General features: G+C 59.5%; 14 protein-coding genes and 1 pseudogene. 5 read left to right on the top strand and 10 right to left on the bottom strand.

Annotation, left to right across the window (positions count from 1 at the left end; all coding sequences use genetic code 11):
- The first annotated feature begins 54 nt into the window (after positions 1–54).
- Genes MBENS4_RS02650 through MBENS4_RS02660 form a run of 3 tightly spaced genes read left to right on the top strand, consistent with a single transcriptional unit; the run spans position 55 to position 5,191 of the window.
- Positions 55–1,023: a DUF4007 family protein gene (locus tag MBENS4_RS02650; protein WP_205444464.1), complete on the top strand. Its 969-nt coding sequence runs from the start codon at positions 55–57 to the stop codon at positions 1,021–1,023.
- The gene (locus MBENS4_RS02655; RefSeq protein WP_039388583.1) at positions 1,020–4,361 is read left to right on the top strand and encodes a hypothetical protein; all 3,342 of its coding nucleotides are present in this window, start codon (positions 1,020–1,022) and stop codon (positions 4,359–4,361) included. The genes MBENS4_RS02650 and MBENS4_RS02655 overlap by 4 nt, the downstream gene beginning before the upstream one ends.
- Positions 4,358–5,191: a phosphoadenosine phosphosulfate reductase domain-containing protein gene (locus MBENS4_RS02660; RefSeq protein ID WP_039388585.1), complete on the top strand. Its 834-nt coding sequence runs from the start codon at positions 4,358–4,360 to the stop codon at positions 5,189–5,191. Before MBENS4_RS02655 ends, MBENS4_RS02660 begins: the two co-directional genes overlap by 4 nt.
- Before the next feature lie 49 nt (positions 5,192–5,240).
- Here MBENS4_RS02660 and MBENS4_RS02665 read toward each other — a convergent pair whose 3' ends face one another.
- Genes MBENS4_RS02665 through MBENS4_RS02680 form a run of 4 tightly spaced genes read right to left on the bottom strand, consistent with a single transcriptional unit; the run spans position 5,241 to position 10,085 of the window.
- Positions 5,241–7,400, bottom strand: coding sequence for a DEAD/DEAH box helicase family protein (locus MBENS4_RS02665; RefSeq protein WP_052321966.1), 2,160 nt, complete (start codon positions 7,398–7,400; stop codon positions 5,241–5,243).
- Positions 7,401–7,408: 8 nt separating this feature from the next.
- The gene (locus tag MBENS4_RS02670) at positions 7,409–7,882 is read right to left on the bottom strand and encodes a DNA phosphorothioation-associated protein 4 (RefSeq protein WP_052321967.1); all 474 of its coding nucleotides are present in this window, start codon (positions 7,880–7,882) and stop codon (positions 7,409–7,411) included.
- A complete protein-coding gene (locus MBENS4_RS02675) occupies positions 7,879–9,900 on the bottom strand; it encodes an AAA family ATPase (RefSeq protein ID WP_039388587.1) in 2,022 nt (673 codons plus the stop codon). The genes MBENS4_RS02670 and MBENS4_RS02675 overlap by 4 nt, the downstream gene beginning before the upstream one ends.
- 2 nt (positions 9,901–9,902) lie before the next feature.
- Positions 9,903–10,085 carry a hypothetical protein gene (locus MBENS4_RS02680; protein WP_039388589.1) on the bottom strand — a complete coding sequence of 61 codons (183 nt, stop codon included), beginning with the start codon at positions 10,083–10,085 and terminating at the stop codon, positions 9,903–9,905.
- Between the two features lie 707 nt (positions 10,086–10,792).
- Between MBENS4_RS02680 and MBENS4_RS02685 the strand changes: the two genes are divergently transcribed.
- Positions 10,793–11,428 carry a S24 family peptidase gene (locus MBENS4_RS02685; protein ID WP_006832465.1) on the top strand — a complete coding sequence of 212 codons (636 nt, stop codon included), beginning with the start codon at positions 10,793–10,795 and terminating at the stop codon, positions 11,426–11,428.
- A gap of 10 nt (positions 11,429–11,438) precedes the next feature.
- On the opposite strand, the gene MBENS4_RS02690 is transcribed toward MBENS4_RS02685, so the two are convergent.
- The 5 genes and pseudogenes from MBENS4_RS02690 to MBENS4_RS02710 all read right to left on the bottom strand — a co-directional run bounded on the left by MBENS4_RS02690 (position 11,439) and on the right by MBENS4_RS02710 (position 18,978).
- Positions 11,439–12,347 (bottom strand): HNH endonuclease, encoded by a 909-nt coding sequence (locus tag MBENS4_RS02690; protein WP_039391634.1) that lies wholly within the window; start codon positions 12,345–12,347, stop codon positions 11,439–11,441.
- Between the two features lie 72 nt (positions 12,348–12,419).
- Positions 12,420–15,334, bottom strand: a pseudogene (gene mobF / locus MBENS4_RS02695) (MobF family relaxase).
- A gap of 58 nt (positions 15,335–15,392) precedes the next feature.
- On the bottom strand, positions 15,393–17,705 hold the full coding sequence (locus MBENS4_RS02700; protein WP_039388591.1) for a type IV secretion system DNA-binding domain-containing protein: 2,313 nt from the start codon (positions 17,703–17,705) through the stop codon (positions 15,393–15,395).
- The gene (locus MBENS4_RS02705) at positions 17,695–18,027 is read right to left on the bottom strand and encodes a hypothetical protein (protein WP_039388593.1); all 333 of its coding nucleotides are present in this window, start codon (positions 18,025–18,027) and stop codon (positions 17,695–17,697) included. The genes MBENS4_RS02700 and MBENS4_RS02705 overlap by 11 nt, the downstream gene beginning before the upstream one ends.
- A gap of 729 nt (positions 18,028–18,756) precedes the next feature.
- Entirely contained in the window at positions 18,757–18,978 is a 222-nt protein-coding gene (locus MBENS4_RS02710) for a hypothetical protein (RefSeq protein ID WP_039388595.1), read from the bottom strand.
- Between the two features lie 213 nt (positions 18,979–19,191).
- On the opposite strand from MBENS4_RS02710, the gene MBENS4_RS02720 reads away from it, so the two are divergent.
- A complete protein-coding gene (locus tag MBENS4_RS02720; RefSeq protein WP_242404750.1) occupies positions 19,192–19,590 on the top strand; it encodes a DUF6437 family protein in 399 nt (132 codons plus the stop codon).
- A 66-nt stretch (positions 19,591–19,656) separates the two neighbouring features.
- On the opposite strand, the gene MBENS4_RS02725 is transcribed toward MBENS4_RS02720, so the two are convergent.
- Complete coding sequence (locus MBENS4_RS02725) at positions 19,657–20,055, bottom strand: single-stranded DNA-binding protein (protein ID WP_039388602.1); 399 nt, start codon at positions 20,053–20,055, stop codon at positions 19,657–19,659.
- Between the last annotated feature and the right edge of the window lie 269 nt (positions 20,056–20,324).

Below are 20,324 nucleotides of genomic sequence, written 5' to 3' on the forward strand. Positions count from 1 at the left end.
TCATCACTGGTGAATTTGTCCAGTGATAGGGAAATGGGTGGGATGCGAAGCCTTTTGGACCGCGACGACATCAAGCTGCAGGTGGCCGGACATGAGACCTTTCCCTGCCGATATGGGTGGCTAAAGAAGTCTTACGACGCCGTTTGTGAGGAATTGGCAGTCGAAGATGAACAGCAACAGCATGCTTTTTCCCCAAATGTAGGGATAGGAAAGTTCGGTGTTGGCAAGAACATGGTCGCTTCGATGCGGCATTGGTCACTCGCCTGCGGAGTACTTGTGCCACAGGGGGAGCGGGTGGGACGGCTCGAATTGCTAGAGCCTACAGCACTAGGCCATAGAATCTTCGGTGGAGGTGACCCCTATCTCGAGCTTCCGGCTTCTCTCTGGCTTCTTCACTGGCGGCTCGTTGCAAGCCCTGGGCGGGCCACGACTTGGTATTACGCCTTTAACGAATTTAACGATGCGATATTCACCAAGGATACCCTTGCTGCCCGTCTCTGGGCGAGACTGGAGGAACTGCGAGAGGTTGGTCGGCTGGCGAACAGCCGGATAGCGAAGAACACGGTCGATAGGGACGCCGAATGCTTTGTTCGAACCTATGTGACCAAGACTTCGCGGCGAGGAACGATCGAGGATGGTCTCGAAAGCCCGTTCGCCGAGCTTGGGCTCATTGCCTCGATGGCGGGAGGCGCGTTGCAGTTCCGCCGGGGACCGAAGCCTTCGCTGCCCGATGAAGTCTTCGCATTCGCTCTTGTAGAGTTTTGGCGTTCGCAGTTTTCCACGCGCGGTTCGCTCTCCCTGGAGACCATCGCCCATGACCCTGGCTCACCCGGACGAGCATTCCTTCTCGACGAGGATTCCCTAGTCGAGCGTCTAGAGCGGATTGAAGAATTCACGTCCGCTTCGCTGGTGTGGGACGAAGGCGGCGGATTGCGGCAGGTGTCTCGTCGCAAGGAACTCGACCGAATTGATGCAGACGGCCTCCTCAACCCGCTTTTTGACATCCTGGAGAAGGCGGCATGAGCAAGACTCTCTCTGATATCACTCGTGTCCGTCGCCGTTTCCAACGCTCCATCCGTGTGGGTGATGATGCTGGTGTTGCTGAGGGCTTCATCTGTACTGCTACCGCAGCGCAGGCGCTCGAAACCACCATCGAGCATGTCTCCGCGCTCGGTCATGGGGCCTTCACTTGGACCGGCCCCTATGGTTGCGGAAAGTCGAGTCTAGCGGTTGTACTTGCCGCTCTGCTCGGGCCAACTGGGCCTTCTCGCGACGAAGCGCTTGAAGTGCTCCCCGCAGAACTCCGCGAGCAGATAGTCACGAAAATGGGATGGGAACCGCAAGGTTGGACCACTCTCTCGATCGTCGGCTCGCGCTCAGATGCGTCTTCGGTCCTTACTTCCGCGCTCGATGAAGCGGGCATCAAGAAGGGGCGTGGACCGATCGAGCGCCTCGTCGCCGAAGCCAAGCGCGGAATCGGCACCCTGCTTGTCATCGATGAGATGGGCAAATTGCTCGAACATGCTGCCTCCGAAGGGGGTGACGCATTCTTTTTCCAGGAATTGGCCGAAGCAGCGTCGCGCTCGGATGGCCATCTGGTGGTGGTCGGTGTGCTGCATCAGGCTTTCGATGACTACGCCTATCGGCTTGCACGCGAGACCCGCGAGGACTGGCTCAAGATACAGGGTCGATATGTTGATGTGCCGCTCAATCCGACTGGCGAAGAGCAGATCGAATTGCTTTCCCGTGCGATAGAGTGCGACACGCCGCCAAAAGCAATAGCGGGCATATCGGAAGTCGCCAAAGCGATTGGTGGGGCGCGCGGCGGTTCTGATGCGGCGGAGCGCCGTCTCGCGTCATGCTGGCCGCTCGGGCCGGTGGTCGCGTGCCTGCTCGGGCCGCTGTCGAGGCGCCGGTTCGGACAGAACCAACGAAGTCTCTTCGGCTTCCTCGGATCCGCCGAACCGTGTGGATTTCAGGACTTCCTCAGCTCGACACCTGTGAAGGGAGGGGCGGCCTACGACTGCGACTGGTTGTGGGGCTATCTCAGAGCCAATCTCGAGCCATCGATCATGGCGTCTCCGGACTCACATAGGTGGTCGCTTGCGCTCGACGCCATCGAACGTTCGGAAGTCGCCGGCGCAAGCAAGCCCGAACTCTCCGTCTTGCGAGCAGTCGCACTCTTGGACCTTTTCCGAGATCGCTCGGGACTGGTTGCATCCACCGAGATTCTTGCTGCCGCTCTTCCCGATCTGAAGGAAGAGGAAATCGTTGCTGCGCTCGAGGAGCTAAAGAGAAGGTCGGTTGTGATCTTCCGCAGGCACCTCGGCGGCTTCACCCTCTATGCCGGCTCTGATTTCGACGTCGAGCAAGCACTGGAAGAGGCACTCGGCGAAGTCGTTGGATGCGATTTTTCCAAGCTTGGCGGAAGCGGTGTTTTGGCCCCCATTCTGGCCAAGCGCGAATATCACGAGACTGGTGCAATGCGCTGGTTCGAGGTGGACATTGCAACGTTAGCCGATGCGCAGAAGCGGATTTCAAGTTACCAGGAGGGACGAGGCTCCTCTGGATTGTTTCTACTCCTCGTTAATGAGGATGGCGAAAGTCCGGCTCAAGTGCGGCGGGTGCTTGACGGGCTGGAGAAGGAAGTTGGCGACCGGCCCATCGCAATTGGCCTGTCGAGTGACAGCTATATGCTTCGCGAACTGAGCCGAGAGCTAATCGCTCTCGAACGGGTCCAAGCGTCACGCCCCGAACTGAAGGGAGATGCTGTCGCACGCAGAGAGGTCGCGAGTAGACTCGTACGGGTTGCCGGAGAACTCGAGGACCGGATCCGCCATGGCTTCTCGACCATCTCCTGGCGGATACCGGCGCTTGCTTCGGACGAGATCGGCATTGCTGGAAAGGTCAAGGATCTCTCCGTCATCGCATCTCGCCTGGCAGCCGAGCTGTATTCGAAGGCTCCGCGCATCCGCAACGAACTCGTTAACCGCACGAAGCCATCTTCGAACGCGGTCGCGGCCACGAGAGCTTTGATGAACGCGATGATCTCGGCAGCGGACGAGCCCAGCCTCGGGATCCAGAAGTATCCGCCTGAGAAGGGACTATATGTCTCGCTTCTCGAAACCACAGGACTCCACGCCGCAGATCGAAGTGGCGCGCTGTCCTTGCGCGAACCGAAGAACGATTCCGCCAATCTTCACGCCCTTTGGGATGAGGCCGATCAGCTCGTAGAGAAGGCGGGACCAGACGGTCTCGGTTTGGAGAAACTGTTCGATGGTTGGCAGGCCCGACCCTTCGGCACGAAAGATGGCCTCCTGCCCATTCTTGGGCTCGCCTATCTGCTCACGCGGCGCGACACCCTCGCACTCTACCTCGATGAAAGCTTCTGCTCGGACATAAGCGATCTGTTCGTAGACAGGCTGCTCCAGGAAGCCTCGAGCATTCGTTTGCGGTACAGCGAGATATCCAAGCGCGACGCAGCCATCCTGAAGGAAGTGGCCGGTGTTCTCGAAGGACTGACAGGCGATGAGATTGTAGCGGCTGAGCCGCTATTGGTTGGCAGGAAACTCGTTTCCCTGGTCATGGAGACGCCGGGCTGGGTAAGGCGGACTGCGCGCCTTTCTCCTTCCGCCCGAAAGGTCCGCGATCTCGCCATGACAGCACACGATCCGAACAAATTTATGCTCGATGACATTCCGTCGCTAGTGAGTTCGGCAGGAAAGCCAGAGCAGGTTGCTCGGATATTGAAGGAAGGGCTCAACGAAATCTCCGAGGCCTATCCTGAAATGCTAGCCTCATTGGAGAAAGATCTGCTGAGGGAACTGCGCGTCCAGGGGAAGCAGGGTCTCGCAAACCTGCGCGCCAGGGCGGAAAGGGTCACAGGGATCACAGGCAACTTCCGGTTGGATGCGTTCGCGACCCGCCTTTCCTCATTCGACGGCAGTATGGACGTTCTCGAAGGTCTCGCCAGTCTAGCGGCGAACAAGCCGCCGCGGGATTGGGTCGATCGAGATGTGGATGCCGCGCGGATCGAACTGGCTGCTCTGGCCCGTGATTTCCTGCGGGCGGAAGGGCTAGCCCATGTTGCTGGTCGCGAGCAATCGCGCTTTGCGCTCGCCATCTTTATGTCGGACCCAAAGGGCGCCGGCGTCTTAAGACCGGAGGTCGAACTTGACGCAGGAGAGCTCGATCAAGCGCGGGCGATCGCCAATAGCCTCCGCGAAAGAATCTCTGCGGGCGTTTCCCGGGATGTGGCGATAGCTGCTGCTGCCGAACTGGCTTCACTTTTGGCGCAGGAAGACAAGGTTGCTGAGCCGGAGTCGAGTTCTCCGATCGTGGCGACGGGAGGAGTTTCGTGAGTAGGCAACGACACGTCCTGGGCCTCTCGGGAGGCCGAGATAGCGCCGCACTTGCTGTCCACATGGCCCAGACGCGGCCGGACATCGAGCTGGAGTACTTTTTCACGGACACGGGCAAGGAGCTGCCCGAGGTGTATGAGTACCTCGGTCGCCTAGAGGGTTTTCTAGGGAAGCCGATCGAGCGGCTTAATCCCGACCGCGACTTCGATTTTTGGCTCCGCCAATACAAGTCATTCCTACCGAGCCCGCGGACCCGGTGGTGCACAAGGCAGTTGAAGATCCGTCCTTTCGAACAATGGCTCTGGCCTGCCCTGGATGACGGCGACGAGGTCGTGAGCTACGTCGCGATAAGATCCGACGAGAACTACCGTGAGGGCTATTCCTCCACTCACCCCAACCTCTCGGTGTTGCTTCCTTTCAGGGAGGAAGGAGTCGACAAGGCGGGTGTGATTGACATCCTCGAGGCGAGCGGTCTCGGACTTCCTAGCTACTACGAGTGGCGGTCACGTTCGGGCTGTACCTTCTGCTTCTTCCAACAGAAGATCGAATGGGTCCGTCTGATGGAGCGTCACCCCGAGAGCTTCGAAGAGGCGAAATCCTACGAGAAGAATGCGATCGAACACGGTTCGCCCTTCACTTGGAGCCAGGGGGAATCCCTGGAAGATCTCGCGCGGCCAGAGCGCGTGGAACAGATTCGGGAAGAACACCGCAAGCGTCTGGAAAGAGCGAAGGCTAAGCGAGTCCGCAATCCGCTGCGATCAGACGATAGCGAGATTGATCTCGACGAGCTCTACGGGCAGGCGAAGGTTTGCCTGGCCTGCCACAAGTAAGAAGACCCGAGAACAAGCCGCTTCGCGTATCGCGAAACGAAGCCGAGGTTCAGATCACGTGCTCGAGATCGTAGGCCGTAAGGATCGGCCGCAGGATCTGATAAGCTTCTGCGCTGTTCAGGGAGAGGTTTGAAAATTCGGCGACCCGCTTGAGTTCGGATTTTACCAGCTTACGTGCATGCCCCGCCGCATCTTCGTAGCCCTCGGGCAGGACTACGATGAAATCATGGATGGTAGCGCTGTCCTTGCCGGGTGACTTGCGCAGGATGCGCCCACGCCGCTGGATGAACTGCCGGGGGTCTCGGGAACTCGCAAGGATGTACGCGGTGCTGCATGCCGGTACATCGATGCCCTCGTCGAGGCACTTGATAGCGACCATTGCATCGATCAGGCCAAACTTGAAATTGGTGAGAATCGAGTCCCGCTCCCGACGCGGCTCTCTCGATGTGAAACGCGAGATGCGCCAGCCAAGCCGGTCGAGTTGCTGACTCACGACTTCGATCTGTCGCCCCTCGAGAATCTCGTCCTCTTCATCGGAGGGATCGGTCTCGACCGTGCCATCCCCGCAATAGAACAGCGTATGGTTCTGTGGCCGCTTACCCGCCAGCACGCTTTCAAGAGCAGGCAGCTTGTTCACCGCCGACGCTATGACGCGGGCCCTCCGCATCAAAAGGGCCGTCAGGCCTTGGCTTGGCTTGGAACCAGCCGACTTCTCCCGAGCGAAATGTCTGGCAATTTCATTGGAGAGATCGGCGAATTCGTTCGCTTCGTCGAGCGTGAGCTCCACGATGTGCGGGTGGTACTCATACGGCGTAAGAACCTCGTCCTCGATCGCCTGCCGTAATGTGTAGCTGAAGACTATGTCTCCATAGTATTCTGTGAGGCGCCGGTTACGCTCCTCATCGAGATAGTGGTGAGGAGTGGCCGAAAGGCCGATCCTATACTTTGCGTTTTGCGGCAGGAAACCGGCATAGCTTTCGGACGAATGGTGGTGACACTCGTCCCCGATCCATAGGAACCGGTTTTCCGGTATTCTTGAGATTGCGCTCTGGAACTCCGGAGATTTCATCGTCCGGTTCACGACCACGATCGCTGCAAAGTTGATCGCCGCCATTTCGACATCGTGGATGGTCTGGCGAAGATCGTCTTCCCATTCCGTCTTTGAGACGTAGCAGCGGATCGGCTCGATCCCAAAGATTTCCAGTATCTCGCACCATTGGTCGGCGAGGTTCTGGTAGGGCACGGCGATTACAACGGTCAGACCGGGAATGCTCTTGGCCAACTGTACTACGGCGTAGCAAGCGGTAATGGTCTTGCCTGCACCGGTGGCTAGATCGAAGACGCCTACGAACGCGCCTTTCTCGCGCCAGGCATTGAGTGCGTCCCTTTGGTGGGCGCGTATCTCGAACTTGTTGCCGCCGATCGTCTCGGGGAGCCTCGGTCCTCTTTCCTTGGGAGTTACGTCTAATTCGTCTTCCTGACTTTTGAGCCGTTTCAGAATGGCGAGTTCACGCGCAGGATCTGGTGGAGCATCCATTCGCTCGGCGACTTCGAGAAGGCGGTCTTCGAGCGCGGTGGGAACGTCGATGACCGCCGTACCGCGACTTTTGTTCTCCCAGAGGCGCTCGAATGCCGCCCGGTGTTCGGAGAAGTAGGGTTCGAGTTCGAGCTTCCAGGTGGGGAAGACGTCTATGGATTCGTAGTTGTGGGTCGGGAGCAGGGCCTGAGCGCTTTCGTTCGCTGACCCCGCGAAGACGAATGCATCGCCCGCCTCGTCGGTGATAATCCCGACCTTGTCGTGATACATTCCGTGTGGCCGGAGCGCCACGCGTATGTCCAGCCTTCCCTCGGCCACAAGCCACGCCAAGGTCTGGAAACGCTGTTCGAATACCTCCCCTTGCGCATCCTCGATCGCGGCGAGGAACTGCTCGCCGATCTCCTCAGAGATCCGCTTCTGGTCTTCGCCCCGCTTTATAGCGGCTATGTCGCGAGCATCGGTAAACGCCCCGACGATGAGGCGCATTCTTCCACCGTTCGCGGTGAAGGTGCTGAGCGCTTGGGCAGCGTATGTGATCGTTGAGCTCGAGAAAAAGCCCACGGCCCGGTCGTAGCGAACCGCGGCAGACAGCGCAGGGAAATAGAAATCCTCCAGGATGTTGTCCCGGTCGGATTTGTAGACCCCCTTGGCCTGGATGTTCCTTAGCGCCATCGAGCGCCTCAGAATGATATTGCAGCTAAATCCGGCTCCGCCTGCGCGGGCACGAGATAGCCTCTTTCCCGAAGCATGCTCATCAAGGCCCTGTCAGGATATTCCCCGCCTTCACGCAGAAGGTGGTCTTTGATGATGGCAAGACCCCCGTTAGCATATTCTTCGAAGATCTCGGCGCAGCGCCCCTCTTCCCCCTCGCGAAGGATGTCGGGATCCTCGGTCTCGGCAAGCGCGATCAGGTAGATGAGATTCTCTGCGTCACCGCGCTCGAACTGTTGATAGGAGACATCCTCGACACCCTGCGAGCGATCGAGCGGGAGACGCCGCTTCTCCGAAAATCCAAGAAGAGCTGCGAAGCAGAGCAACTCACGGATAGTCGGGAAGAGCCTCCTTTCGGAACCCGGAAGCGGTATGGCTGCCAGTTTCTGGACATACTCCTCGTAGATCTTGGACCGGTTGATGTTTGGTGCTCTGGCGGTCATCGAACGATCTCCTCGATCCGGGTGCCATCGGCCTCTTGATCGAACAGAGCAACGGCATAGTCTTTCCCGTTAAACTGACGGGTCTCGCCTTTCTTCCCTTCTCCGGAAGCACGGTTGGTCCGGACGAGGACGTATTCCTTCCCTACTCTTGCACGCAGCACGTCAATCACAGCGTTGTTGGCCTGCGAACCCGAGACCATCAGTACCACCTGACTGGCCATGCGTGGCACATGCTCGCCCGTCGTCTCGCGATAGCTGTCATCGAGCTGGCCGAAGGGAGAGTCCAGAACGAGGGGGGCGACCGTGCCACGCAGCAGTCGGTGATCCTGCGCGTTCTGACGAAGTCGGGCGTACTCGACCAGCGCAGCCGTGAATGCGAGACCGAGTAGCTGGTTTTCGCCACTGGATTTGGGGAGCTGCGTTCCCTCTTCATTGACGAGAGCCACTGCGTATTCGTCGGTCAGTCTCAGCTTAAAGCTCTTCCGGGTGGTAGCCTGAAGGACTTTGCTGATCTGCGAGCGAAGTATCTTTCGAGCATCCTCTTCTTCTTCGACGAGTTCAGCTTCGAGCCGCTCCTTGAGCCGTTCGCACAGTTCGTGACGTCGGACGAAAATTCTCGCATCCTCGTCGTTCTCGAGCAGCTTGTTGAGTTCGCGCTCCTTGTTCGCCTTGGACGCCTCGGAACTGCGGAGATTGTTTTCCAGGGCGCCGATCTGCCGGTTTATCCCATCGAGTTCGCCTCGCAGCTCATTCCGGCGCCGCTCGCGTTCGGCGATCTCATCGAAATCGATACCAGAGAGCTTGTCGGAGATCTCCCCAAGTTCTGCTTCGATGGCGCTGATCTCGTGTCGAGCTTCGGCTAGTCGCTTGTTAGCTGCGTCCAACCGGCCTGGCGCTTTTTCCCTTTCTCGCTTGAGTTCTTTAAGGGTGGAGCGAACGCTCGAAAGTCGACTGCGCAACGTCTTGTTCGCTGCCTTCTGTAGGAGACTCCGAACCTTCTCATATTCGGTGGAACCCTTTTTCAGCTCCGTCCCGCAGATGCATTCTTCCATCTCCAAAATGTCCTGAACGAACTCTTCGTTGTAGGGCGAAGGGATGCGGCCCTTCACATCCTGAGCCTCGAGATGATCGAATGTCTTTTCGGTAATGCGAGAGGAGACGAGGAAGCGGCCATTGTCGCCGAGCCACTTCAGCAACTCGTCCTGTGCGCTCGCTGCTCTGGTGATAGCACGCTTGAGCGAGTTGTTCGCCCGGTCGCGGCTGGCCTGGAGTTCTCGCGCAGCGGCCGAGTTACGCAATTTGGCTTCAATGTCGGCAATCTGCTGTTGCTTCTGTTCCGCTTGCCCTTTCAGACCGTCGAGTGCTTCCCTGCCGCTCTTGAGCTGGTCCGTAAGCCGGTCGATCTCATTCGAGAGGACTTCGATCTGGTCGGTCGCTTTGGCTTTAGGCATTTGCCGCCGATAGTACGCAGCCGTCTCTTCAAGGTCCTCGATCGCTGTCTCGATTAGATTGCATCCGAGAATATCCTGGACTGCCTTGCGGATTCCGCGCCGGTTCTCCTCGCCGAGGAAGACCTCTGCATGTTCACCGTCGAAAAGAAAGTGTCCCGCCATGGTCTTCGGTATGACCGTGTTGATGAAGCTATCGGGGTTGTCGATCGAAACGCTGTGGCCATCATCGATCCGCATGATTGAGAACTCACGACCGCCCATGGTGCCGTTGCCGTGGAAGCGACGGGCACGATAACGCTTGTCGTTGTGCTCGAAGAGGACTTCTACATAGCAGGAATCTCTCCCTACGGCCTTAGCGTCGTGGTTAACCAGGTCCTGCTTGCGTTCAAACTTGGCAGTGGTCGTGCCGTAGAAGCACCAAAGCATCGCGTTTAGAAGCGTGGTCTTTCCGACGCCGTTTTCCGCGTGAATCAGAGTAACGTTTTCATCCGGATCCATCGAGAATTCGATGGTATGCTCGCCATGGAAGCAGCGAAAATCCTTCAGAGTGATTTCATCGAGCCACATGATTAGTCTCCTCCCAACGGAGTGGCGCGATCGATAATGTCACGAAGGCGCCGGCGGCGCTCGCTGTCCTTATTCCGGTTTTCGAAGTAGAATTCGCGCTGCAGCTCTACGATTTCCGCGATCACGCGGTTCTCTAGTTCTTCGCTTCCATCCGATTGCGTCTCGGCCGCGTCGCCATCCTGCATTTCTCGTCATCCCCCAGAAGCGGTCTTAGCGCTACATGTGTCACCAATCTATCGATCTGGTAAATAGGGAAATACAGCCGCTCAACACTTGAAGGGCAAATACGATCGCGGTCCCGATCTCCTTCATGCTCAAAGTGCCGGTTGTCCTTCGTTCGCGTTTCAACGGAACGGCTCTGATCTCTTCGAACCGACTGGTCCGTGACATCCATCTGATCGCGTCGCAGTCATCGTCGAGCAGCTTACGAGCATCTGAGGCAGTGAGGTCGTGTCGAAGCTTGAGATTGATACGGAAGTACTGGACGTCTTTGATCGATCCAAAGCACTGAAAGTTCTAGAGAACGTGGTAGTTCTCGGCCTGATAGACAATGACAACTGCCAACCATCATAGCCCGAGGGTATGAGCGCAAGCGCCGCGTTAGCAAGTTGGCCGATCAGCCAAGTAGCGCTCCACCTTCTCTACCGTTCGGCGACGCGGCCTGCGGCCAGCTCGTAGGTCAAGCACGAAGCGCGGATCGCCAACCGCGCGACGACCAAACCGTGTCGCCGACATGTGCGATTCTTTCAGGTGTCGCTCAATGCGATCCAGCAATTTCATAGCCTTCCTCGACTCACTCAGCACTTGTGTTCTTGTTTTGTTCTTAGTAGGAAGGTTCCATCGAGTCTAGGAGATTTCCTTCTCTCCTGAGACCGTCAGAAGGAACGACACGATGGAACACGTCAGAGAGGAGCTCGATCGCCTGATCCAGCAGCGACGGCTCGGATATTCCTCGATCTCGCGGATGATCGGACGAAACTCGTCCTACATTCAGCAATTCATCAAGCGTGGCTCGCCGCGAAAGCTGGATGACGATGACCGGCGCACGCTTGCCAGCTTCTTCGGGGTCGACGAGCAAGTGCTTGGCGGACCGCCCGCCCCCATGCGTGACGGGTTGATTGAAATACCCGTGCTCAATGTCGATGCATCGGCGGGCTTTGGAGCGATTGCCGAAAGCGAGACCGCCCATACCCGCTTCGGTTTCGACGAACGCTGGCTTGCCCGGCTGACCCGGGCAAAGAGCGCCAGTCTCTCGATCATCCACGTCCTGGGCGATTCCATGGAGCCGACACTCAGCGATGGCGACGAGGTGCTGGTCGATGCGTCAGACCAGGGCTCGCGGCTACGCGACGGTATCTACGTCTTGCGCGCCGACGACGCGCTGGTGGTCAAGCGCGTGACGCTCAAGCCTGGTGGCCGCAAGATCACCATCAGCAGCGACAATTCGGCCTATCCCAGCTGGGATGATGTCGACCGGTCCGAGATCCAGGTGGTCGGCCGTGTCATCTGGTTCGGACGCGCGGTCTGATCCTACCAAATCAGAACCCCGCAAAACGCGCGCGATGCTTGGCAACGAAGTCCGGACGGGGGTGATCCCTCGGATCGACCGGAAGCCTGATCTTCTGTCCTGAAGGGGGGAAGAGCTTCAACAGGTCGGACGGCACCTTGTTGTGCGATACGAGCAGGCAAAGGTTATCGTCGAATGTGATGAGATGCCGGTCGAACAGCCAATGGGCCGTAGCCGAGAGCGCCACGCCGTTGGGTACGACGTCGGGTCCGCCATCGGCGACGGACCAGATATGGGCCGCCTGTGCCTCGGCTTTCCCGCCACCATTGATGATCCGCAATCCCGTGACGGCGCAGGTGCTGTCATAAGCGTCGAGCACCTGATTGCGGAAACTGGCGGCACGGATCTTCTTGTTCACCAAGATCTGCTCGATCCGGCGTTCGCCAAAATCATCGGCCAGCAGCGCGGCGGTTGCATCGTCGATGTACCGCTCGTCTAGCTCGAGCCTGATCCGGTTGTCCGGGTCGAGCGTCTCGCTCAGCCCCTGATTGACGATGGCGACAAAATCATCGCCATCGAGCGTGCGCACCGATTTGCCGCGCAGCGTCCTTCCGGCATCGCCAGGACGGGCCATCTCGCGCAGGAAGCGTTCGGCAAAGCGTCCGCCCTTATCGCGGTAGGACACCGCATCATCGAAGGGTAGATAGTCCCTGACGCGCGCATAGTAGTGGGTTGGATCAGCCTCATCGGGATCGATCCGCTCAACAAAAGCGGTCGCGATGTAGGCCATCCGACCGCCCGATACGCGGGTTTCGCGGTAAATGATCCAGTCGTTTTCAAGCTGGCGGGCTTGAGGAAGATATTGCGAGGGGAAATGATACCGCTCTGTGATGAGGTCGTCGTAGCGCGAATTGCCGCTGATCTCGAATACACCCTTCACCGGCAACGCTCCGCACTTCTCTCGAACAGGCATCGTGCCTGGTAACGCGAAAATCGTCCAGGCTGTCGGTTATCAAATGCCGATTTCGAAAGGCTTTACCCTTTCCTTGGTGAGTTCGGGTTTGTCACTTGCAGGCGAAGCGTTGCCAACATCCTTGTCTTGCGAAAGGCCCTTGGCAGCTGCCGCCTTGAGCCTTTGCGTTACTTCGAGGGCCGACGCTTTCTCGCCGCTGTTGGACTTGATGGCCCGGCCAAGTTTCTCGGCATTATCTGCAATCAGCGTAAGGCCGTCGCGAAGCCGGGTGACCGTGACCAGGAAGGTCTGCCGATTGGCGAGATTACGTTCGCGGCTGTCCATCACCGCGATCCCGCGATCGGAGGTCAGTCCCTGCGCCATATGCGCATTGAGGGCATAAGCGAGGTCCATGCGTTTGAGCATGGGGTCGCCGCGGCTCAGGCGGAGCTCCTTGCCCGCTGATGTCTCCACCAAGACGCCCTTTGTGTCGATGGCCACGATCCTCGCCTGGTCGGCGTTGAACAGCCCGCGCTTGTGGTCGTTGTCGGTCCAACGGATCTTGTCACCCTCGATGATGGATAGCGATTTGCGGTCAAAGAGCGACAGCCGGCTATCGACTGCACCCGGCCGCAAACGCGCAGGATTGAACTTGCGCAGACGCCCCTTCCTGTCCTCAAGCACGAGCTGCTTGCGCGCTTGGTCGATGGTTTTGACGGTGTAGTCGCCCTTGGAGAGTTCCTGGGTGCTGTCCCGCGAGCGGAAGTTGAGAACCATGCCCGGTTGGTATGTGCGAAGGTATCGCAACTCCTCGTGCGTCACATTCACCCGAGAATGAACGGTCAGCCGGCCCGATCGTGGGCCGAGCTCGCCGTTGGCCTTGAGTCCGCGCTGGACAGCCTCGTTAACCGCAGACCGTAAGGCCCGTCCCGACACGTAGATCGACGTCCGATCCCGATCCGCCGGGCTGAGCGAAAGCCACTTTTCGGCAGCAACAATCGCACTGTCCCCGCAAGCCTCGATGGTCGAAGGCGCAAGAGCCTGGAGCGCATCGTCGATGCGTCCCTCCTGCGCGGCGGCCTGGGCTCGCCGCAGGACGGGATCGCGGCCGCGCAAATTCACATCCATGTTGGCGCGCTCGATCCCGGCCTGTTGGACGAGGTCGAAGGGCTTACCGGCATCGACGGCGCCTAGCTGTCGCTTGTCACCGACGAGAACCAGACGATGGACTTCGGCAAGGTTCGCCAGCCGTACCAGCTTGGCCTTGTCCTCGTTCGACACCATCGAGGCCTCGTCGAGCACCAGGACATGGTCTCCGAGCGCGCTCCGAGCCTCACTCAGCAAGGTGGCATTTCCCGGCTCGTGCAGAAGCCTGCCCCATTGGGCGAGAAAGCGGGCAATGGTCATCGAACGGATGCCGGTGTCGCGTTCGAGCATCTGGACGAGCGTGTTCTGCACGGCGAGCCCCAGCACCTGCTTGCCTTCCTCGCGGAGCAGCTGGGCGACCGGCTTCATCACGCTGCTTTTGCCCGCCCCGGCTATGCCCTGGATCGCTACGATCCGGTCACGCGATGAGAGCACAAGGCCCGCCGCATCCTCCTGCCCTTCGTTGAGCGAAATTCCGTGGTTGATCGCGGCAACTGCCTGAACCCGTTCTGCTGCGTCTTTCCGATCCAGGATGGGCGACACTGCACCTCGTCCCTGGTCGACGTTCGCGAGAATGGTGCTTTCAAGTTCAAGCGCCTCGCGGCTCGCCAACCAGCCTTTGTGTTCGCCTTTGCCGGGCTCAAGTGCGCCGCTTCTGACCAATGCGTTCACACGGGTTTCGACGTGGCCCACCGTCGTCGGCAGCCCAAAATCGAGCGCCGCCTTCAGCAATCCCTCACGGGGAAAGGCTGCCTCGCGCTGCGAGAGATGACGCACCGCAGAGGCCACGGCCTGTGCAGCCGCAATGGTCGGCGCATCCTGCTTGAGGACATGGGCAGGGATCAGTGGATCAGCCGGATCGCCCTTGATCCGCTGCGCAAACTCCCTCAGCTTCGCAATCCCGCGCTGAAGGAGGTTTTGCTCTTTCGAGCCTCCGGCGACCTTTGCCGCGGCACGCATCTGGGATGCGTCAATCAGACCACCGAGATCGAGACCGACCTCTTCGGCTCGCTGGCGCCAGGACGCAAGAAGGCCCTCGCGATCGCGCACTGGCTCTTTGCCTTTGCGTGTTTCCAGCGTTGCGACAATCCCTGCCTCCAGTCCGCTCCCGCGCCTGGCTGCGAGGACTTCTTCGCGCCGCGTTGAAAAGGCCATAACTTGCTGGCGGGCAATGCCCGCTGCTTCGAAGTTGCCATGCTTTCCAACCGGCCCAGCCTCGTAGCCCATTTTCTCGACTGCCAGACGAAAGCGAGCCATGGTCATCGAGTTGAGCAGCGTGTTGAACGACCAAAGTTTGTCATTGCGAAGCGCGCGCCACTTTCCGTCGCTACCTTGCGTGACATTTGCCACGACCGCATGAAAATGCAGGTTCGGCTCCTGGTTGCGGTTGGTGTCGTGCTGGAAGAGACCAATCGTCAGGTTATCTGTCGCGACCTTCCCGTAGCCAGCCTGACTGCCCATCCGGGTTTGCGCCGCGTTCTTTTCTGCCCAGCGCAAGGTCTCGCTGACGGCCTCGCGATAGGCATCGATTATCCGCTGGTCGCCACCCACCAGCGCAAGCAACGACCAGCTTTTCGGCAGTGAGAATGTGAGGTCTGTTCCCGGCCTGTGGGCCTGGCCCGCGTTGCGACCTGGATACCACCGGGAAGTTCTCCCCGCAGCAAGGCATCGAACTGCGCGGCGCTGACGCGGCCCTCGAGACCAAGTCGTTCCGCTCCCTTCCCGACCCAGGTTCCGGAACGATCGGCATCGGCGCCGGTGTAGTAATTGTCTGCCGCGAAATAGCTCGCAGCAGCCGAAGGGGAGCGCACATTGGCGACGGAAAGCATCCAGTCTAATCCTCGTCGGGCTCCCCTCGCGGCCAGGTAATCCCTCCCCATTTGCCTTTCACATGTCGGGTTCGAACTCGCCGAAATCCTTTTCCGGAGGATCTGCGACCGCACCTTCACGCAGGTCTTTCTCGACCGGCGTGAGAGATTGGTGCCCACTGGTCACTGCGCGAGCTTGGGGCGTCGAACCGCCCTTTCCAGCTGCGTCATCGCCGGCGGTTCCTGGTTCGGACGGATGCTGTTCCGCGCCCATTGCTGGTGCATCCTCACCGGTTTGCACGGCAGCCAGAGGTAGCGTTGGACCTGCATCCAGATGCGTATCGGACCGGGTTTCGGCACCGAGATCACCAGCAGCGCGCCCTGCATTCAGCTTTTCAAGCGGCACAGGCTCCTGTCGATCCTGCGGCCCATCGGCGACACGGCGCCGCCCCTCCAGGTCAAGTTTGAGCTGCTTTGAATCGACAGGCCTACCAGCACCGTCATCGTTCGAAGCGGGATGCTCGTCATTCGGTTTCGAACCCGGTTTTGCCTGGAGCTTAGTTGCCGCAGGACCCTGGCCAGGCTTTATGAGCGGTTTCTCGCGGGCGATGAAACCTTCGGCAATACGGCCACGCGTCTGCGGAATGAGCGAAACCGGCGCAGCGGGGAATCCGTCAGGAAATTTGATGTAGGCCGACAACCTCGGAAGGTTCATAAACTGGTCGGGCAGGAGCAATGGCTCGATCTGCCGCCTCGGCGTCAGGCTGACTGCGTCGCGCGCATTGTTGTACCCGTAGCTGTAGCCTTCTTCCATGTCGCGCACCTGCCGGTGGCCGATGAAATCGGAGCACCAGGTCGCTGTCTCTCGATCGGCCGTCGCCAGGATGAGCTTGGTTCGCGCAAGTGAGGACAATGTCATGGCCATGTTCTCGCCGTAGACTTCCTTGAGCTTGGCAAACGCATGCACCCCGGTGACGATCGCACCGCCAAAATTGCGCGCGGTTTGCAGCCCCTTTTCGAGTGCCGGTAGTCGGTGAAGGGCGCCGAGTTCGTCGATCAGAAACCACATCCGCAGGTCCTGCGTGCGCTCGAGCGTCATCAGCGTATTCATCGCCGTGTCGAGCCACAGCGTGAGCAATTGCGAGGAGATGCTCATGTCGACATAGCGGGCAGAGAGGAACAGGATCGAGCCTGCCTGGCAGTCGCCTTTGACCCAGTCACGGACCGAAAAACGCGGTCCGGATGAGGGCAAGAGCTTGAGCACTTTCGCATTCGCATTGAACACCGCGCGGATCGATTCCGCCATGCGGGCCGCTTCCGGGGCGGTCAGCGGATCGGCCATCGTTCCTCGCATCAGCTTATGCACTTCGGACAGGTCAGCGGTCATCAGCCGCCGCGCCAAAGCCTCGTTGGTTGCAGTGCCGGTACGGGCAAGATGGAGACACATCTCGACGAACAGCATGCGTGCCGCGAGCACCCAGAACTGTTCTGAACCACCCCCGTCATGGGGCACGAGCGCCTCGGCAGCGGCATGAAACTCGGCTTCCGTCGTGCAGTCTTTGAACACGCTCCATAGCGGACACCGAACATCGACAGGATTGAGAATGTTGTCGCGCGCGGGATCGTAGAAGGCCTCAATGAAAGCCCCTGTGAGGTCGAAAATGACCGCGCGCTGGCCGCGTTCACGCGCTTCGGCAACTAGTTCGGTGAGCGCCACGGTCTTGCCGGTTCCGGTTGTGCCAATAAGCATGGCGTGGCTCTGCTCGAGCCGCCACGGCCAGCTTACACCGGCGAGATGTGCGGGTTGGTAGTGGCCCGCTTCGGCGAGCGCCGACGAGCTCGCAAGCCGCCACTTCCAGCCGAACTTGCGTCCCAGTTCCTCGGCCCGGAATGCCTTGTTGTGACGCTCGATTTCCTCTTCGAGTTCGTCGAGCGAAACAAGCATTGCGCCGCGCTCGTGCTTGCGCTCCTTCGACCGCCCGCCAAAGCGCTCGGCGAACCACCAGAAGAACACGAATGCGGGGATCAACAGCACCGCCGAGACGAGCAATCCCTGCTTCACTGCCGAACGAAATGCCGCGACCGCCTCGCGCATCGGCGGGAACTCGCGAACGATGCCAAACGGGAGGCCGACCCTTTCGCCGTCAAGCAATTCAAGGTTGACCAGTTTGGCCGGATCGAACTCCATGAAGGCATAGAGACTGGCGTAGATATGCATCCAGACCAGGTAGATCTGGTGATCGCTCAGAGCCGACCGCACTTCCCAATAGCAGGTGCCGACGGCAACCAGGCCGGTGACAATCAGAGGACCCTTCAGCCCCGCCGCAAACATAAAACCGAAGTGGCCGAGCAGCTGGCTCCCGCGGGTGAAGTTCAGGAGATTATGCTTCATGGGAATGGCCTCCCATGCTCGCGTTGACGGGGAGGCCAAGACGCTCGAGGCGTCGCCGGTACGCCTCGTGGGTACGATCGCGCAAACTCGCATCAGAATGGCTGGCCAGAAGCGCATCGAGCGCTACCGAAATGAAGATCGCCTGGCGCGCGGGATCAAGCCCTGCGGGCCTGTCCTTCGCCTCGTTATCGCGCTGCCACGCTGCGACGATGAGGTCACGAATAAAGACGCTGACACTAACGCCATGGTCCGCGGCCCACTGGCGAACCCAGTTACCAACGGAGAGAGATACGAATGTCTGAAGCCGATCTTGTCGGGTCATGAAACAGGTTCCTTGTCGGGCCGACGGAACCTGGCTCACCTTGCGGAAGGTGCTGATGAGAATAAATCGTGAACAACTCGCAGTCAATCGAAAGATTCAGACGATATTTCAGAGTGATAGATGGATGTGAGTTGTCAGCGGATCAGCGCAAAGCCGCTCTACTCGCAGACGGGTTGATTTCGCCCAAAACCATATTCTTCAGCAATAACAGAGAGATAAATCCCGAAATCGCGGGGTACGGTGTGCTCCCTTGTTCCCATGTGTGCGGGGTGGTCCAGACAGTGAGGGGGATTGATCAAGGACGACCTTTTCCGACCTCCTCGTTGGAGCGCGAGCAACCGGGCCTGGCAGCTCACCGCATGCAGATAGAAAGCAGTTGGACGCCTCCAGCCAAAGACAGCACCTGCGAAAGAGGCAGCGGCCAAGGGCGCGTGGGAAGCAAGGCAAGCGGGGCATGTCGCGTGCCCAGCTTCCCGCCGCCCGACCCGGTGCCGGTTCGCAAGTGCGCGCGGGGCCCAAGAACAAATCACGCCGCACCCTCAGGAGCGCATCGCAAGATGCGCGGGACAGAGTGCGTCCACAGCCCCGCTCTATTTATCGGGCGCCGCCGCAATGCGGTGGGCGGCCGTCAGAGCAACCGGCCGAACCGGGTTTTTGTGCTTGATTGGGCTACCCGGCGAACGAGAAAAAAGGCAGGAACCGTTCCCGGTTCCCGCCCTGTCGGTAGTCTCAAAACTCGTCGAGCATGCCGCCATGCACTGTGTGGACCACCCGCGCTGCGAGATGCGCCGGCAATATGTTGTAGTCACCCTCGTCGAGGGCAAAGTACCCGAGTTCGTCATCCTCGATAACGTGCTGATCGAAGTAGCTGTGCAACGCTCTCTTCTCGGCTGTTTCCAGAGCCTCAAAATAGCTCCGGGACGCAACGGCGCAATGCATCGAATAAGTCATGATAATCCTCCTGATTTCTGTCGTGAGACGACAGGAGGCGTGCGCGATGGTCTTGTGCATCCCGGGTCAGGGATCGCCCGGCTGGGCGACCGCGATAGCGGCGGCGGGGGTAACGATTTTGTTCGCTGCCGGATCCAATCCGGTGGCGGGCAAAATGGTGGGGCCCCGCCGTCCTTGGGGCGGGAGGCGCAAGGCCATCATGCTGGGAGAACCGTGAGCAAGAACCCACCACCTCCGCCCAATATCAAACATCTCCTGCGTGCGAATTGCCTTTCCTACACCCCGGTGAAACGGGCATGGGAACAACCGGGGAGCGGATCGAAGGGGGAGAAAAGGACAAGTAACATGTCCCGAAACAGGAGCGCGATTGTAGCCCTGCAAAAACTCGAAGCGGACCGCGAGGCGCTCGACGCCAAGCAACGCGAACTCGAAGTACAAGCGGCCAGGGAACTCGGCGAAATCATCCTGGGAAGCGGCCTGGAAAGCTTCTCGAAGAAGGGCCTGAGGAAGGTTGCCGAAGAACTCGGGAAACTCGGCGAGGATGCCGCGATCGAGAAACTGACGGCGCGCGGTTCAACCCGTGCCTCGAATGCAGCGCCGGGAACCCAGTAACCACAGAAGAAGAGGCCCTGCCGCTTGCGGCAGAGCCTCTTCGTAAGGGGACGATCGGGATCGATGTCAGTCGATCTCGGGAGCGTCGGTGTTGTCGTTGTCGTCGCTCGACCCGTTGCCGCGGGAAAGAAAGTCGACCTTGTCGGCGAGGATCTCGGTGCCGTAGCGCGTGACCCCGTCCTTGTCCTCCCACTGGGTGTAGTGGATGCGGCCCTGGATACTTACCAGCTGGCCTTTGGAGCAGTACTGGCCGACGGTCTTGGCGAGGCCGTTGAAGCAGGTCACCCGGTGGAACTCGCTTTCCTTGGCGGTGTAGCCGTTCTCGTCCTTGTAGGTCTTGCCGTCCTTGTCGCGTGCGGGGCGATCGGTGACGACGGTGATCCCGGTGACGTTGGTGCCGCCCTTGGTCTCGCGGGTTTCCGGATCGCGGGCGATGCGGCCGGTGAGGATTGCGATATTGGTCATGGTGATATTCCTTCAGTTCCTCAAACCGGAGACCATCTCCGGCTTGCGAACATCCAGAAGAAGCAGGGCATGAGAGGACTGCACCGAAGGCCTGAAGGGCCGAAGGGAAACCTGTTACTGACGGGTGGTGCGGGCAGGCGCGCGAAGCGCGACCACACGGCCGGAAAGGAACGGGTTGCCGTCCTCAGCTGACCTGGTTCAGGACTGTTCGCGAAGAAAGCCGGATGGGTGTCGGGTGTGGGTCTGAAGGTGCCAAGACCCAGCTGCAA

This window comes from Novosphingobium sp. MBES04, assembly GCF_000813185.1.
GTDB lineage: Bacteria > Pseudomonadota > Alphaproteobacteria > Sphingomonadales > Sphingomonadaceae > Novosphingobium > Novosphingobium decolorationis.

Bases quoted from the DNA above. Each gene is read 5' to 3' on its own strand.
- MBENS4_RS02655 (WP_039388583.1), top strand. From the start codon at position 1,020: ATGAGCAAGACTCTCTCTGATATCACTCGTGTCCGTCGCCGTTTCCAA.
- MBENS4_RS02665 (WP_052321966.1), bottom strand. From the start codon at position 7,400: ATGGCGCTAAGGAACATCCAGGCCAAGGGGGTCTACAAATCCGACCGG.
- MBENS4_RS02670 (WP_052321967.1), bottom strand. From the start codon at position 7,882: ATGACCGCCAGAGCACCAAACATCAACCGGTCCAAGATCTACGAGGAG.
- MBENS4_RS02675 (WP_039388587.1), bottom strand. From the start codon at position 9,900: ATGTGGCTCGATGAAATCACTCTGAAGGATTTTCGCTGCTTCCATGGC.
- MBENS4_RS02680 (WP_039388589.1), bottom strand. From the start codon at position 10,085: ATGCAGGATGGCGACGCGGCCGAGACGCAATCGGATGGAAGCGAAGAA.
- MBENS4_RS02685 (WP_006832465.1), top strand. From the start codon at position 10,793: ATGGAACACGTCAGAGAGGAGCTCGATCGCCTGATCCAGCAGCGACGG.
- MBENS4_RS02700 (WP_039388591.1), bottom strand. From the start codon at position 17,705: ATGAAGCATAATCTCCTGAACTTCACCCGCGGGAGCCAGCTGCTCGGC.
- MBENS4_RS02705 (WP_039388593.1), bottom strand. From the start codon at position 18,027: ATGACCCGACAAGATCGGCTTCAGACATTCGTATCTCTCTCCGTTGGT.
- MBENS4_RS02710 (WP_039388595.1), bottom strand. From the start codon at position 18,978: ATGACTTATTCGATGCATTGCGCCGTTGCGTCCCGGAGCTATTTTGAG.
- MBENS4_RS02725 (WP_039388602.1), bottom strand. From the start codon at position 20,055: ATGACCAATATCGCAATCCTCACCGGCCGCATCGCCCGCGATCCGGAA.